At 70.9% G+C, this 14,140-nt stretch carries 16 protein-coding genes; 6 read left to right on the top strand and 10 right to left on the bottom strand.

Going from position 1 to position 14,140, the window contains the following annotated elements:
- The first annotated feature begins 47 nt into the window (after positions 1-47).
- The 3 genes from H7827_RS23805 to H7827_RS23795 are packed head-to-tail and all read left to right on the top strand — an operon-like array spanning position 48 to position 2,596.
- Positions 48-1,010: a carbohydrate ABC transporter permease gene (locus H7827_RS23805; protein ID WP_386541292.1), complete on the top strand. Its 963-nt coding sequence runs from the start codon at positions 48-50 to the stop codon at positions 1,008-1,010.
- Positions 1,007-1,948 carry a carbohydrate ABC transporter permease gene (locus tag H7827_RS23800; protein WP_432747287.1) on the top strand — a complete coding sequence of 314 codons (942 nt, stop codon included), beginning with the start codon at positions 1,007-1,009 and terminating at the stop codon, positions 1,946-1,948. Before H7827_RS23805 ends, H7827_RS23800 begins: the two co-directional genes overlap by 4 nt.
- A gap of 6 nt (positions 1,949-1,954) precedes the next feature.
- Positions 1,955-2,596 (top strand): DUF624 domain-containing protein, encoded by a 642-nt coding sequence (locus H7827_RS23795; RefSeq protein ID WP_432747286.1) that lies wholly within the window; start codon positions 1,955-1,957, stop codon positions 2,594-2,596.
- 31 nt (positions 2,597-2,627) lie between these two features.
- On the opposite strand, the gene H7827_RS23790 is transcribed toward H7827_RS23795, so the two are convergent.
- Positions 2,628-3,557: a LysR family transcriptional regulator gene (locus H7827_RS23790; RefSeq protein WP_386541296.1), complete on the bottom strand. Its 930-nt coding sequence runs from the start codon at positions 3,555-3,557 to the stop codon at positions 2,628-2,630.
- Positions 3,558-3,655: 98 nt separating this feature from the next.
- Here H7827_RS23790 and H7827_RS23785 point away from each other — a divergent pair, with 98 nt between their 5' ends.
- From H7827_RS23785 to H7827_RS23775, 3 genes are read left to right on the top strand one after another with little or no spacing between them, the layout of a single operon-like run.
- Positions 3,656-4,357: a succinate dehydrogenase cytochrome b subunit gene (locus H7827_RS23785; RefSeq protein ID WP_432747285.1), complete on the top strand. Its 702-nt coding sequence runs from the start codon at positions 3,656-3,658 to the stop codon at positions 4,355-4,357.
- 35 nt (positions 4,358-4,392) lie between these two features.
- Entirely contained in the window at positions 4,393-6,345 is a 1,953-nt protein-coding gene (locus H7827_RS23780; protein WP_432748047.1) for a fumarate reductase/succinate dehydrogenase flavoprotein subunit, read from the top strand.
- Between the two features lie 11 nt (positions 6,346-6,356).
- Positions 6,357-7,097 (top strand): succinate dehydrogenase/fumarate reductase iron-sulfur subunit, encoded by a 741-nt coding sequence (locus H7827_RS23775; RefSeq protein WP_386541309.1) that lies wholly within the window; start codon positions 6,357-6,359, stop codon positions 7,095-7,097.
- Positions 7,098-7,238: 141 nt separating this feature from the next.
- On the opposite strand, the gene H7827_RS23770 is transcribed toward H7827_RS23775, so the two are convergent.
- The 9 genes from H7827_RS23770 to hisD all read right to left on the bottom strand — a co-directional run bounded on the left by H7827_RS23770 (position 7,239) and on the right by hisD (position 14,064).
- The gene (locus tag H7827_RS23770) at positions 7,239-8,195 is read right to left on the bottom strand and encodes a DUF4328 domain-containing protein (protein ID WP_432747284.1); all 957 of its coding nucleotides are present in this window, start codon (positions 8,193-8,195) and stop codon (positions 7,239-7,241) included.
- 137 nt (positions 8,196-8,332) lie between these two features.
- Positions 8,333-9,103, bottom strand: coding sequence for an imidazole glycerol phosphate synthase subunit HisF (gene hisF, locus H7827_RS23765; protein ID WP_030734232.1), 771 nt, complete (start codon positions 9,101-9,103; stop codon positions 8,333-8,335).
- Positions 9,100-9,486 carry a Rid family hydrolase gene (locus H7827_RS23760; protein WP_030734234.1) on the bottom strand — a complete coding sequence of 129 codons (387 nt, stop codon included), beginning with the start codon at positions 9,484-9,486 and terminating at the stop codon, positions 9,100-9,102. The genes hisF and H7827_RS23760 overlap by 4 nt, the downstream gene beginning before the upstream one ends.
- Complete coding sequence (gene priA, locus H7827_RS23755; RefSeq protein ID WP_386541300.1) at positions 9,483-10,220, bottom strand: bifunctional 1-(5-phosphoribosyl)-5-((5-phosphoribosylamino)methylideneamino)imidazole-4-carboxamide isomerase/phosphoribosylanthranilate isomerase PriA; 738 nt, start codon at positions 10,218-10,220, stop codon at positions 9,483-9,485. The genes H7827_RS23760 and priA overlap by 4 nt, the downstream gene beginning before the upstream one ends.
- On the bottom strand, positions 10,217-10,858 hold the full coding sequence (gene hisH / locus H7827_RS23750) for an imidazole glycerol phosphate synthase subunit HisH (protein ID WP_432747283.1): 642 nt from the start codon (positions 10,856-10,858) through the stop codon (positions 10,217-10,219). The genes priA and hisH overlap by 4 nt, the downstream gene beginning before the upstream one ends.
- Positions 10,849-11,013, bottom strand: a complete 165-nt coding sequence (locus H7827_RS23745; RefSeq protein WP_030734244.1) for a hypothetical protein — start codon at positions 11,011-11,013, stop codon at positions 10,849-10,851. The genes hisH and H7827_RS23745 overlap by 10 nt, the downstream gene beginning before the upstream one ends.
- The gene (gene hisB / locus H7827_RS23740) at positions 11,010-11,600 is read right to left on the bottom strand and encodes an imidazoleglycerol-phosphate dehydratase HisB (protein WP_386541302.1); all 591 of its coding nucleotides are present in this window, start codon (positions 11,598-11,600) and stop codon (positions 11,010-11,012) included. Before hisB ends, H7827_RS23745 begins: the two co-directional genes overlap by 4 nt.
- Positions 11,597-12,745: a histidinol-phosphate transaminase gene (locus H7827_RS23735; protein WP_386541304.1), complete on the bottom strand. Its 1,149-nt coding sequence runs from the start codon at positions 12,743-12,745 to the stop codon at positions 11,597-11,599. Before H7827_RS23735 ends, hisB begins: the two co-directional genes overlap by 4 nt.
- On the bottom strand, positions 12,742-14,064 hold the full coding sequence (gene hisD / locus H7827_RS23730) for a histidinol dehydrogenase (protein ID WP_432747282.1): 1,323 nt from the start codon (positions 14,062-14,064) through the stop codon (positions 12,742-12,744). Before hisD ends, H7827_RS23735 begins: the two co-directional genes overlap by 4 nt.
- Positions 14,065-14,140 lie beyond the last annotated feature (76 nt).

The raw sequence follows: 14,140 nt of genomic DNA, 5'->3' as shown, positions 1-14,140 counted from the left end.
GGTATCCCCGGAGCCCCCTCACAGACGCACCGAACGGATGATTCCTCGTGTCACTCACGCATGAGGCGTCCCGGGAATCGGCGAACAGCACCCCCGCCCGGCGACCGCGCAATGGGCGCCCGCCGCGGCGGGGTGCTGAGACCCGGGCCGGCTACGCCTTCCTCGCCCCCTGGCTGCTGGGCTTCATCACCCTGACAGCCGGCCCGATGATCGCCTCGCTCTACCTCTCCTTCACCAACTTCCACCCGATCCGGGACTGGGGCTGGGTCGGGTTCGACAACTTCACCCGGCTCTTCGATGACCCGCGCTTCATGGACTCGGTGCAGGTCACCAGCCTGTACGCGGTCGTCGGCACCCCGATCAAGCTGGCCGCCGCGCTGGGTGTGGCGATGCTGCTGAACAACCGGCGGCGCGGCCAGGGCACCTACCGCTCGCTCTTCTACGCGCCGTCGCTGATCGGCGCCAGTGTCTCCATCGCCATCATCTGGAAGGCGATGTTCAACGACCAGGGCATCGTGGACGAGATCGGCCAGTTCTTCGGGATGAAGCCCGGCGGCTGGGTCGGCAACCCGGACATGACGCTGCCGATGATGATCCTGCTGGCGGTGTGGCAGTTCGGCGCCCCGATGGTGATCTTCCTGGCGGGTCTGAAGCAGATCCCGAACGAGCTGTACGAGGCCGCCGAGGTGGACGGCGCCGGTCCGCTGCGGAAGTTCTTCCGGATCACGCTGCCAATGCTCTCGCCGGTGCTGTTCTTCAACCTGGTGCTGGAGACCATCAACTCCTTCCAGGTCTTCGCCTCCGCCTTCATCATCTCCGGGGGCAAGGGCGGTCCCGCGAACTCGACGCTGTTCTACACGCTGTATCTCTACCAGCGCGGCTTCGGCCAGGGGCAACTCGGTTACGCGGCGGCCATGGCGTGGCTGCTGGTGATCGTCGTCGGCATCATCACGCTGATCTTCTTCAAGACCTCGAAATACTGGGTGCACTACGGCGGGGAGACACGATGAGCAACACCACTCCCACCCTCACCGGGGAAACACCCCCACCCGCACCGTCCGCCGCCGAAACCCGTTCCGTGGAGGCACAGGCGGCCCGGCGGAAGGCGAAACTGCGCGGCGGCGGAAAGGCCGTACTGTTCCACGGGGTCACCTGGGCGCTGGGCATCGTGATGCTCTACCCCGGGGTATGGATGCTGCTGTCCTCGTTCCGGCCGTCGAATCAGATCATCGGCGAGGTCGGGCTGATTCCGCGCGAGACCACCCTGGGCAACTTCACCCGGGCCTTCGAGGGCATCGGCGGGGTTTCCTTCTGGACCTTCTTCAGCAATTCGATGATTCTCGGCATCGGTTCGGTGGTGGGTGTCTGCCTGTCCTGCTCGGTGGCCGCCTACGCCTTCGCCCGGATCGAATTCCCCGGCCGAAAGCTGTACTTCGGCCTGATGATCGGCACGCTTCTGCTGCCGTTCCACGTGGTGATCATCCCGCAGTTCATCATGTTCAACGAACTGGGCTGGACCGATTCCTACATCCCGCTGCTGATCGGCAAATTCCTGGCGGCCGAGGCGTTCTTCGTCTTCCTCATGGTGCAGTTCATGCGCGGAGTGCCGCGCGAGCTGGACGAGTCGGCGCGCATCGACGGCGCCGGCCACGGCCGGATCTACTGGTTCATCATGCTGCCGCTGATGCGGCCGGTGCTGGCCACCGCGTCGATCTTCGCCTTCATCTGGAGCTGGAACGACTTCCTGGCTCCGCTGATCTATCTGCGCAGCCCGGACAAGTACCCGCTGCCGCTGATGCTGCGCCAGTTCTCCGACCAGACCTCGGTCTCGGACTACGGCGCCCAGATGGCGGCGGCGGTCCTGGCCCTTGCCCCGGTCATCATCTTCTTCATGCTCTTCCAGCGCTATATCGTCGACGGTGTGGCGACCTCGGGTCTGAAGGGCTGATCGGGCATGGCGAGCGGAGCCGGCGCGGGCGGCGGTATCAGGGCGGGTCTCACGCTGTTCGGCGAGGTGGTGATCACCGGCGTGCTGGTGGCCGTCCTGGCCGCTCCGCTGATCACCGCGCTGCCCGCGCTGGCGGCCGGCATCGCCCACCTGCGGCGCCAGCTGACCGGCGACAGCGTACGGATGGCGGACGTCTGGGCGGACTTCACCGCCGCCTGTCGCGCCCTGTGGCCACTGGCGCTGGCCTTCCCGGCCGCCGCTCTGCTGCTGCTGTGGAATCTGTCGCTGGCGGAGACGGGGCTGCTGCCCGGTGGGGCCGGGGTCCGGCTGGTGTCGATGACGGCGCTGGCGGTGTGGGCGGTGCTGCTGCTGCGCACCGCCGCGGCGTGGCACCGGGACACCACCGCGGGCCGCGCCGTCCGCGAGGCGGCGGTGGCCGCCCGGGAGGATCTCACCGGCTCGCTGCTGCTGGCCCTGGCCGCCGTGATGTGCGTGGTCTTCGTGTGGATGCTGCTCCCGATGGTCCTGCTGGCGGGCGGGCTGCTGGCCCTGGCCGCCCTGGCGGTGCAGTACCGCTTCGCGGCGAAGGCGGCGGCGAACGACGCGGAGAGCGCCGAGGACCCCGAGGGCCTTTCCACCACCCGCTGAACACTCACCGGCCCGCCGCTGCCCCGGCCCGTCACAGCCCGTCCCGGTGGGTCATCAGGATCCGCTGGAGCTCGCGTGCCGCCCGGGGTGGCGAGACGTCCCCGCGGTGGGCGACCGAGACCGTACGGTGCAGGCCCGGGGACATGAACGGGGTCGTGGGCAGCCCGGAGCGGGCCGCGACCATGCTGGGCACCACCGCCACCCCCAGCCCGGCCCGCACGAAGCCGAGCACCGCGTCCATCTCCCCGCCCTCCACGCTGAACACCGGCTCGAACCCGGCCTGCTGGCACGCCGCGACCGTCAGCTCCCGCAGGTCGTAGCCGCGCCGGAACATCACCAGCGGCACCTCCCGCAGGTCCGCCACCCCGATGGCCCGCCGCCCGCGCCCGCTCCCCCGCCCCGGTGCCCGGCCGCGCCCCGCACCCGGTACCTGCGGCCCGTCCGGCGCCGAGATCAGCACCAGTTCCTCCCGCAGCAGCTCGCTGGTCACCAGCGCCGGCGCGTCCGCCTGGAGCGGGGTGATGACCAGGGCCAGATCCAGCTCCCCGGACGCCAGCAGCCGCACCAGGTCCCGCGAGCCGCCCTCGTGCACCAGCAGGTCCACGCCCGGGTAGCGGTCCTTGAAGGTCCGCAGCACGTCCGGCACCAGCGAGGCGCACAGGCTCGGGGTGGCGCCCAGCCGTACCCGCCCGCGCCGCAGCTGTGCCACCTCCTGCACCTCGCGGCGCGCGGTCTCCGCGTCCGCCAGGATCCGCCGGGCCAGCGGCAGCAGCGCCGTCCCGGCGTCGGTGAGCGTGATGTGCCCGCGCGCCCGGTGGAACAGCTCCGCGCCCAGCTCCCGCTCCAGCGCCCGGATCTGCTGGGACAGCGAGGGCTGGGCGACGTGCTCGCGCTCGGCGGCGCGGGTGAAGTGCCGGGTGTCCGCGACGGCGGCGAAATAGCGGAGCTGCTGGAACTGCATGACCACGCACCCTACCCGCGATGATAGGCATCAGCTATCGAGATGACCCGTTCTATGTCTTGGACGGATCGCGGCACCACTCCCTACCGTCGGGTGTCATGGCTCTGGCGACGCGGACGAGCAGCCGCAGCACCCCTGTCCTCATCTGGCGATCCACCATCGGCAAGAAGATCGTGATGGCCGTCTCCGGGCTGATCATGCTCCTCTACCTGATCACCCACATGCTCGGCAATCTGAAGGTCTTCTTCGGACCCGACGACATGAACGGCTACGCGCACTGGCTGCGCACCATCGGCGAGCCATTCCTGGGCCACGAGTGGTTCATCTGGATCGCCCGCGTCGCGCTGCTCGCCGCCGTCGTCGCCCACGGCGTGAGCGCGTACCAGCTCAGCCGCCTGGACCGGGCCGCCCGCCCCGTCCGGTACGCGCACACCCGCCGCCGCACCACCTACGCCACCCGCACCATGCGCTGGGGCGGGGTCATCCTGGCGCTGTTCATCGTCTGGCACATCCTGGACCTCACCACCGGCACGGTGAACCCGCACGGCGTGCACGGCGAGGCGTACGAGAACGTCGTCGCCACCTTCAGCACCTGGTACGGCAACGTCATCTACATCACCGCGCTGATCGCCGTCGGCCTGCACATCCGGCACGGACTGTGGAGCGCCGTGCAGACCCTCGGCCTCAACAGCCGCACCCGCGACCGCGCGCTGCGCGCCGCCTCCAACGGCCTCGCGCTCCTGCTGACCGCGGGCTTCGTGTCCGTACCCCTCGCCGTCATGACCGGAATCGTGAGCTGACAGACATGACTGAGACGACCGAGATCACCGACCAGCTGCCCCCGTACGCCGACTACACCACGGCGAAGACCCCGCTGCGCGACACCGCCGCGCCCGACGGTCCGATCGCCGAACGCTGGGACCGCCGCCGCTTCGAGGCGAAACTCGTCAACCCCGCCAACCGCCGCAAACACACGGTGATCGTGGTCGGTACCGGTCTGGCGGGCGGTGCGGCCGGGGCCACCCTCGCCGAAGCCGGTTACCACGTCGAGCAGTTCTGCTACCAGGACTCGCCGCGCCGCGCCCACTCCATCGCCGCGCAGGGCGGCATCAACGCCGCCAAGAACTACCGCAACGACGGCGACTCCATCCACCGCCTCTTCTACGACACCGTCAAGGGCGGCGACTTCCGGGCCCGCGAGTCCAATGTGCACCGCCTCGCCCAGCTGTCGGTGGAGATCATCGACCAGTGCGTGGCGCAGGGCGTGCCGTTCGCCCGGGAGTACGGCGGGCTGCTGGACACCCGCTCGTTCGGCGGGGTCCAGGTCTCCCGTACGTTCTACGCCCGCGGCCAGACCGGACAGCAACTGCTGCTGGGCGCCTACCAGGCGCTGTCCCGGCAGATCGACGCGGGGAACGTCACCCTGCACGCCCGCACCGAGATGCTGGACCTGATCGTCGTCGACGGCAGGGCGCGCGGCATCGTGGCGCGCGATCTGCTCACCGGGCGCATCGACACCTATGTGGCGGATGCCGTCGTGCTGGCCTCCGGCGGCTACGGCAACGTCTTCTACCTCTCCACCAACGCCAAGAACTCCAACGCCACGGCGATCTGGCGGGCCCACCGGCGCGGCGCGTACTTCGCCAACCCGTGCTTCACCCAGATCCACCCCACCTGCATCCCGCGCTCGGGCGACCACCAGTCGAAGCTGACCCTGATGAGCGAGTCGCTGCGCAACGACGGCCGCATCTGGGTGCCGGCCCGCGCGGGCGACACACGTCCGGCGGCCGAGATCCCGGAGGCGGAGCGGGACTACTACCTGGAGCGCCAGTACCCCTCGTTCGGCAACCTGGTGCCGCGCGACATCGCCTCGCGGGCCGCGAAGAACGTCTGCGACGAGGGCCGCGGGGTGGGCCCCGGCGGACAGGGCGTGTACCTGGACTTCGCCGACGCCATCGCCCGGCTGGGCCGGGAAGCGGTCGAGGCGCGCTACGGCAACCTCTTCGAGATGTACGAGCGGATCACCGCCGAGAATCCGTACGAGGTGCCGATGCGCATCTATCCCGCGATCCACTACACCATGGGCGGGCTGTGGGTGGACTACGACCTCCAGACCACGATCCCGGGCCTGTTCGCCATCGGTGAGGCCAACTTCTCCGACCACGGCGCCAACCGGCTGGGCGCCTCCGCGCTGATGCAGGGCCTGGCCGACGGCTACTTCATCCTGCCCGCCACGCTCGCCGACTACCTGGGGCGCAACCCCGGTATGGAGCAGGTGCCGCAGGACCACCCGGCCGTCACCGACGCGGTCTTCGAGGTCAGCGACCGGCTCTACCGGCTGGTCTCCAACAACGGTGACCGCACCCCCGACTCCTTCCACCGGGAGCTGGGCGAACTGCTGTGGGACCACTGCGGGATGGCCAGGTCGGCGGAGGGGCTGCGCGAGGCGCTGGCCCGTATCCCGTCGCTGCGGGCGGAGTTCTGGCAGCGGATCAAGGTGACCGGCTCCGGGCAGGACCTCAACCAGTCGCTGGAGAAGGCCAACCGCATCGCCGACTATCTGGAACTCGCCGAGCTGATGTGTCTGGACGCCCTGCACCGCGGCGAGTCCTGCGGCGGCCACTTCCGTGAGGAGAGCCGCACCCCGGACGGGGAGGCGGAGCGCAGGGACGAGGAGTTCACGTACGCGGCGGCCTGGGAGTTCCGGGGTACGGGCAGCCCGCCCGTACTGCATCGCGAGGAGCTGACCTTCGAGTACGTCCACCCCACCCAGCGGAGCTACGCGTGAGCACCAAGACGATGAACCTGACCCTGCGCATCTGGCGCCAGCCGGGCCCGGACGCCCAGGGAAGACTGACGACCTATCAGGTCTCCGGGATCTCCCCGGACATGTCCTTCCTGGAGATGCTGGACACCCTCAACGAGGAGCTGATCCTGGCGGACGAGGAGCCGGTGGCCTTCGACCACGACTGCCGGGAGGGTATCTGCGGCGCCTGCGGGATGGTCATCAACGGATCGGCGCACGGCCCGGAGCGCACCACCACCTGCCAGCTGCACATGCGGAACTTCGCGGACGGCGACACGATCGACATCGAGCCGTGGCGGGCGGCGGCCTTCCCGGTGGTGAAGGACCTGGTGGTGGACCGGTCGGCGTTCGACCGGATCATCGGCTCGGGCGGCTACATCACGGCGCCGACCGGCGCCGCCCCCGAGGCCCACGCCACGCCCGTGCCCAAACCGGACGCGGACCTGGCGTTCGAGCACGCCGAGTGCATCGGCTGCGGCGCCTGCGTGGCGGCCTGCCCCAACGGTTCGGCGATGCTGTTCACCTCGGCGAAGGTGGTCCATCTCAACGTGCTGCCGCAGGGCGCCCCGGAGCGGGAGAGCCGGGTCCTGGACATGGTCGGCACGATGGACGCCGAGGGGTTCGGCGGCTGCACCAACACCGGGGAGTGCGCGACGGCCTGCCCCAAGGGCATCCCGCTGACCTCGATCACGAGCATGAACCGCGAATACCTGCGAGCCCTGCGCAAGCGCTGAGCCGCACCCACACTCCGGCCCGGCACACCGATCGTCCCGGTGTGCCGGGCCGGTGCGTTCGCACCCACCAAGGCGTTCCGGCGCAGCCGCCGCGGCTCGGCGGAAGCGGCACGGCGACGGGGGCCGCCATGCCGCACGGGGTCACATCGGGGGCGGCGGAGTGCCGGGCGCCTGCGGCGGCCAGGGCGCGGTGACCGGCGGGTACGGCGCGGCCTTCGGCATCGGCATCGGGCCCTGCGCGTACTTCATGAGCTGCCACTGGGTCAGCCGGCGGACGACGACGATGGCCAGCACCGCGGCGACGATGCCCAGCAGATCACTCAGGAGCGTCATACTGACCGACTGCTGCATATTGCTCAGTTCCTCGGCGAAGCTCTCCTCCTGTCGGTTCATGGTCCGGAAGGACGCCCTGTCCAGGAATACCGTGATCAGCCACAACACCCACCAGGCGGTGAGCACCCCGGTCCCCTGGCGCTCCCCGCCGGGGGCGCTGGCCCGCCAGATGTCGTTGGCGATCTTCTTCGGGAACCAGAAGTTGACGATCGGCACCAGCCAACCGCCCACCGCCCAGCCCCGCTTCATCCGCTGCCCGTACGGGTCGAAGACCTCGGCGTTCACCCTGACCCGGTAGAACCACATGATGAACACCACGGCGGTGGCCAGCATCGCCAACGCCTGCAGGGCGCCGGACATCGTGTAGAAGGAATCGGCGCTGTCCGCCGTGCTGCTGCTGACGAAACGCCCCTGCTCCACATCGAGCAGCAACCCGTACAACCGTCCGCCCGCCAGCACGGCGACGGTCCAGGCGGCTATGCACACCCCCAACAGCACCGTGACCGCCGTCGCCAGCCCTTGCGGGTCGGCGAAGTGAGCCGGCCCGTGCGGCGGGTACGGCTGAGGCGGAGCACCGTAGTACGGCTGCGGTCCACCGTGCGGCACGGGGTACGGCTGCGGTCCGCCCTGCGGCGCCCCGGCGTACGGCGGTACGCCCTGCGGCTGCCGCTGCGGATACGGAACCGCCTGCGCGCACGGCTGACACAGCCCGTCCGGCAAGGCGGCCGGCCGCTGCCAACAGTTCCAGCACTGTGGCGCGTTCATCAATGACCCACCCTCTTCACCCGTTCAGCACAAACGCCTGACCTTAGCAGCGTTGTGCGAACGGTGTGGCGCGGGCCGGGCACGTTGAGCGACCCGTGCGGAGTCGCTCAACGTGCCCGGCCCACTGGGGCGGTGCCTCAGCGCACCGGATGTCCCGCCGCCCGCAGGGCGCCCTTCACCTCGCCGATCCGCAGATCGCCGAAGTGGAACACCGACGCCGCCAGCACCGCGTCCGCGCCGGCCTCGATGGCCGGCGGGAAGTGGTCGAGCCGTCCCGCCCCGCCGGAGGCGATCACGGGGATGCTCACCCGCTTGCGCACCGACGCGATCATCGCCGTGTCGTAGCCGTCCTTCGTGCCGTCGGCGTCCATCGAGTTGAGCAGGATCTCACCGGCGCCCAGGCCCGCGGCCCGCTCCGCCCATTCCACCGCGTCGATGCCCGTCCCGCGCCGGCCGCCGTGCGTGGTGACCTCGAAGCCCGAGGCCGTCACGGTGCCCTCGGGGCACCGCCGCGCGTCCACCGACAGCACCAGGACCTGGCTGCCGAACCGCTCCGCGATCTCGCGGATCAGCTCGGGCCGCGCGATGGCCGCCGTGTTCACGCCCACCTTGTCGGCGCCCGCCCGCAGCAGCCGGTCCACGTCGTCCGTGGTGCGTACGCCGCCGCCCACCGTCAGCGGGATGAACACCTGCTCCGCCGTGCGCCGCACCACGTCGTAGGTGGTCTCCCGGTTGCCCGAGGAGGCGGTGATGTCGAGGAAGGTCAGCTCGTCGGCGCCCTCCGCGTCGTACACCTTGGCCATCTCCACCGGGTCCCCGGCATCGCGCAGGTTCTGGAAGTTGACGCCCTTGACCACCCGGCCGGCGTCCACGTCCAGGCACGGAATGACCCGTATCGCCAGGCTCATCCCCGCTCATCCCCTCGGTACGCTTCCAGCTCCACCGTCACCAGTACCCTCGGGTCCACGAATCCGGCGGTCACGAGGACGGTCGACACCGGCCGTACCGCCTCGAACAGTTCCCGGTGCGCCCGGGCCACCTCCTCCACGTCCCGGACGTGGCTGAGGTACATGCGGGTGCGCACCACGGCCTCCAGGCCCAGGCCGTACGGCCGCAGCGCCTCCACCGCGTCGCCGAAGGCGGCCCGGGTCTGCTCGTACGGGTCGTCGGTGGCCGACACCGACATCCGGCCGCCGTCCGCGAGCGGCGCCGTCCCGGAGACCAGCACCCGGTCCCCGGCCGCCACCGCCCGCGCCGAGCCGAGCGTGTCTTCCCACGTGCTGCCGCTCATACGGACTTCAGCGCCTCCTCCAGCGTGAATGCCTTGGCATACAGCGCCTTGCCGACGATCGCACCCTCCACACCCTGCGGCACCAGCGTCGCAAGGGCCCGCAGGTCATCGAGGGAGGACACGCCGCCGGAGGCCACCACGGGACGGTCGGTCGCCGCGCAGACGTTCGTCAGCAACTCCAGGTTGGGGCCCTGAAGGGTGCCGTCCTTGGCGATGTCGGTCACCACGTACCGCGCGCAGCCCTCGGAGTCGAGCCGGGCCAGCGTCTCGTACAGGTCGCCGCCGTCCCGCGTCCAGCCGCGCCCGCGCAGCGTCGTGCCGCGCACGTCCAGGCCCACCGCGATCCGGTCGCCGTACTCGGCGATGATCCGCGCCACCCACGCGGGCGACTCCAGCGCCGCCGTGCCCAGGTTGACCCGGGTGCAGCCGGTGCCCAGGGCCGCCGCCAGCGAGGCGTCGTCCCGGATGCCGCCGGACAGTTCGACCTTGATGTCCATCGAGCGCACCACCTCGGCGATCTGCTCGCGGTTGTCGCCGGTTCCGAACGCCGCGTCCAGGTCCACCAGGTGCAGCCACTCGGCGCCCGCCCGCTGCCACTCCAGGGCGGCGGCCAGCGGGTCGCCGTAGGAGGTCTCCGACCCCGACTCGCCGTGCACCAGCCGTACGGCCTGCCCGTCCCGTACGTCGACGGCCGGCAGGAGTTCCAACTTCGCGGTGTTCGCGGTGTTCGTCACAGCGTCTCAATCCAGTTCTTCAGCAGCTGGGCGCCGGCATCGCCGGACTTCTCCGGGTGGAACTGTGTCGCGGTCAGCGGGCCGTTCTCCACCGCCGCGACGAAGGGCGCACCGTGTGTGGCCCAGGTGACCAGCGGGGCGGTCAGCGCCTCGTTGTGCGCCTCCAGCTCCCATTCGGCCACCGCGTACGAGTGCACGAAGTAGTAGCGGTCCTCTTGCGACAGGCCCGCGAACAGCCGTGACCCGGCGGGCGCCGTCACCGTGTTCCACCCCATGTGCGGCACCACGTCGGCCGTCAGCGGCCCGACCGTGCCGGGCCATTCGTCCAGGCCCTCGCTCTCGACGCCGTGCTCGATGCCGCGGGCGAACAGGATCTGCATCCCCACGCAGATCCCGAGCACCGGCCGGCCGCCGGCCAGCCGCCGCCCGATGACCCAGTCGCCGCGCGCCTCGCGCAGGCCCGCCATGCAGGCGGCGAAGGCGCCGACGCCGGGCACCAGCAGGCCGTCCGCGTTCAGCGCGGTGTCGAAGTCCCGGGTGATCTCCACCTGGGCCCCGGCCCGGGCGAGCGCCCGCTCCGCGGAGCGGATGTTGCCGAAGCCGTAGTCGAACACGACCACCGAGGCCGTCACTCCCACACCTCCAGCACCATGACACCGGCCACGACACACATCAGGGCGCCTATGCCCAGCAGCACGGTGACGCCGCGCGGCATCTTCTGCTGGATGAAGGAGTACGTGCCCCCGCCGAGGAACAGCCCGCCCGCGAACAGCAGGATCGAGGCCCAGTTCACAGCGCGCCCTTCGTCGACGGAATCCCGGTCTGCCGGGGGTCGATCTCGCTGGCGCCGCGCAGCGCCCGCGCCAGCGCCTTGAACTGGCACTCCACGATGTGGTGCGCGTTGCGCCCGTACGGCACGTGGACGTGCAGTGCGATCTGTGCCTGGGCCACGAACGATTCCAGGATGTGCCGGGTCATCGTCGTGTCGTACGACCCGATCATCGGCGCCATGCCGTCGGGCTCGCTGTGCACGAGGTACGGCCGGCCCGACAGGTCCACCGTCACCCGCGCCAGCGATTCGTCCAGCGGCACGGAGGCGTCGGCGAACCGGACGATCCCGCGCTTGTCGCCCAGCGCCTGCTTGAACGCCGCGCCGAGCGCAAGCGCCGTGTCCTCGATGGTGTGGTGAGTGTCGATGTGCAGATCACCCTCGGTCTTCACGGTCAGGTCGAACAGCCCGTGCCGCCCCAGCTGGTCGAGCATGTGGTCGTAGAAGCCGACCCCGGTCGACACATCGACCTGCCCGGTGCCGTCGAGGTCGATCTCGACGACGACCGACGTTTCCTTGGTGGTCCGTGCCACCCGCCCCACGCGGCTCATGGGCGTTCCTCGCTCTCTGGTGCTGCTGCTTGCGTCTCCTTGAGCGCGGCCCGCGCCGCCTCCAGGAACGTGTCGTTCTCGGCCGGGGTGCCGACGCTGACGCGCAGCCGGCCCGGCACTCCGTTGTCCCGGATGAGCACGCCGTGTTCCAGCACCTTCTCCCAGAAGGCGTGCGGATCGGCGAAGCTCCCGAACTGGATGAAGTTGGCGTCCGACTCCGTCACCTCCAGGCCCATCGCCCGCAGTTCGCGCACCAGCCGGTCGCGTTCGGACTTCAGCTCCTGGACGTAGCCCAGCAGCGTGGGGGCGAACTCCAGCGCGGCGTGCGCGGTGGCCTGGGTGACGGCGGACAGGTGGTACGGCAGCCGGACCAGTTGCACGGCGTCCACCAGCGCGGGGTCCGCGGCCAGATAGCCCAGCCGCAGCCCGGCCGCACCGAACGCCTTGGACATGGTCCGCGAGAGGACCAGGTTCGGCCGGCCCTCGATCAGCGGCAGCAGCGAGGGCCGGTGGCTGAACTCGGCGTACGCCTCGTCGACCACCACCAGCGCACCGTGCCGGCCCTTCGCCGCCCGCTGGGCCGCGTCGTACAGCGCCAGGACGGTTTCGGGCTCGACCGCCGTACCGGTCGGGTTGTTCGGTGAGCAGATGAACAGCACGTCGGGCCGGTGCGTGGTGACGAACTCCACCGCGGCCGGCTCGTCGATGGTGAAGTCCGCCTCGTCCCGCGCCCCGGAGACCCACCCCGTACCGGTGCCGCGCGCGATGAGCGCGTGCATGGAGTACGAGGGGTCGAAGCCGAGCGCCGTGCGCCCGGGACCACCGAACGCCTGGAGCAGCTGCTGCAGGATCTCGTTCGAGCCGTTGGCGGCCCACACCTGCCGCGGGCCGACCGCGTACCCGGTGGTCTGGGTCAGATAGCCGGCCAGCGCCGTCCGCAGCTCCACCGCGTCCCGGTCCGGGTAGCGGTTCAGCCCGCGCGCCGCGTCCGAGACGCGCTCGGCGATCCGGCGCACCAGCGCGTCGGGGAGCGGGTACGGGTTCTCGTTCGTGTTCAGGCGCACCGGCACATCGAGCTGCGGCGCGCCATAGGGGGTCTTGCCGCGCAGTTCGTCGCGCAGCGGCAAGTCGTCGATACGGGTCACTTGCTGTCCGGAACCTTCCCATCGAACCGTGCCTTCACCGCGGCACCGTGGGCGGGCAGATCCTCCGCCTCCGCGAGCGTGACCACATGGCCGGCCACCTCGGCCAGCGCCGCGCGGTCGTACTCCACGACATGGATGCCGCGCAGGAAGGACTGCACGGAGAGCCCCGAGGAGTGGCAGGCACAGCCACCGGTGGGCAGGACGTGGTTGGAGCCGGCCGCGTAGTCGCCCAGCGAGACCGGTGCCCAGGGGCCGACGAACACCGCGCCGGCGTTGCGCACCCGCGCCGCGACCGCCGCCGCGTCCCGGGTGAGGATCTCCAGGTGCTCGGCCGCGTACGCGTTGACGACCGCGAGCCCCTGCTCGACACCGTCCACCAGCACGATCCCGGACTGCCGGCCGGTCAGCGCCGCCGTCACCCGCTCCTGGTGCTTGGTGAGCGCGACCTGCGCCCGCACCTCCGACTCGACGGCCTCCGCCAGCGCCGCCGAGTCGGTCACCAGCACCGCCGCCGCCAGCTCGTCGTGCTCGGCCTGGCTGATCAGGTCGGCCGCCACGTGGCGCGGGTCGGCGCTGTCGTCCGCCAGCACCGCGATCTCCGTGGGCCCGGCCTCGGCGTCGATCCCGATCCGGCCCTTGAGCAGCCGCTTCGCCGCCGCCACGTACACATTGCCGGGGCCGGTCACCAGTTGCGCCGGGGCGCACTCGTCGGTGCCGTAGGCGAACATGGCGATCGCCTGCGCGCCGCCGGCCGCGTACACCTCGTCGACGCCCAGCAGCGCGCACGCCGCCAGGATGGTGGGGTGCGGCAGCCCGCCGTGCTCGCGCTGCGGGGGCGAGGAGACCGCCAGCGAGGCGACGCCCGCCTCCTGCGCGGGCACCACGTTCATCACCACGGACGACGGGTACACCGCCTGCCCGCCGGGCACGTACAGCCCGACGCGCTCCACCGGCACCCACCGCTCGCTGACGGTGCCGCCCGGCACCACGCGCACGGTGGAGTCGGTACGCCGCTGGTCACGGTGGACCAGACGCGCGCGCCGGATCGACTCCTCCAGCGCCGCCCGCACGGCGGGATCCAGCTCGGCCAGCGCCCGCTGGATCCGGTCGGCCGGGACCCGTACCCGCTCGATCTCCACCCGGTCGAACCGCCGTGCGTACTCGACCAGCGCCGCCGTGCCACGATGGCGCACGTCCTCGCAGATGGGCCGCACCTTCTCCAGGGCGGCCTCGACGTCGAGTTCGGCGCGGGGCAGCAGGTCGCGGTCGATCGCACCCTCTGACGAGGGAGAATCGCGCAGATCGATTCGGTTCAGCACTTCTCCAGTCTCTCAGACCCCTGTGACACGGCGATCGCGCGTTTCACCATGCGGTCCCCGGATGAGCGGCGACCCA

It is taken from the genome of Streptomyces sp. JH002, from assembly GCF_050916115.1.
Taxonomy (GTDB): Bacteria; Actinomycetota; Actinomycetes; order Streptomycetales; family Streptomycetaceae; genus Streptomyces; species Streptomyces xiamenensis.
The sequence above is the reverse complement of the archived record's forward strand: the minus strand, read 5'-3'. Positions and strand labels throughout refer to the sequence as shown.

Coding starts and splice junctions, on each gene's coding strand:
- hisF (WP_030734232.1), bottom strand. CDS start 9,103: ATGAGCCTGGCGATACGGGTCATTCCGTGCCTGGACGTGGACGCCGGC.
- H7827_RS23785 (WP_432747285.1), top strand. CDS start 3,656: ATGGCTCTGGCGACGCGGACGAGCAGCCGCAGCACCCCTGTCCTCATC.
- H7827_RS23795 (WP_432747286.1), top strand. CDS start 1,955: ATGGCGAGCGGAGCCGGCGCGGGCGGCGGTATCAGGGCGGGTCTCACG.
- H7827_RS23770 (WP_432747284.1), bottom strand. CDS start 8,195: ATGAACGCGCCACAGTGCTGGAACTGTTGGCAGCGGCCGGCCGCCTTG.
- H7827_RS23775 (WP_386541309.1), top strand. CDS start 6,357: ATGAACCTGACCCTGCGCATCTGGCGCCAGCCGGGCCCGGACGCCCAG.
- H7827_RS23790 (WP_386541296.1), bottom strand. CDS start 3,557: ATGCAGTTCCAGCAGCTCCGCTATTTCGCCGCCGTCGCGGACACCCGG.
- hisB (WP_386541302.1), bottom strand. CDS start 11,600: ATGAGCCGCGTGGGGCGGGTGGCACGGACCACCAAGGAAACGTCGGTC.
- H7827_RS23800 (WP_432747287.1), top strand. CDS start 1,007: ATGAGCAACACCACTCCCACCCTCACCGGGGAAACACCCCCACCCGCA.
- H7827_RS23760 (WP_030734234.1), bottom strand. CDS start 9,486: ATGAGCGGCAGCACGTGGGAAGACACGCTCGGCTCGGCGCGGGCGGTG.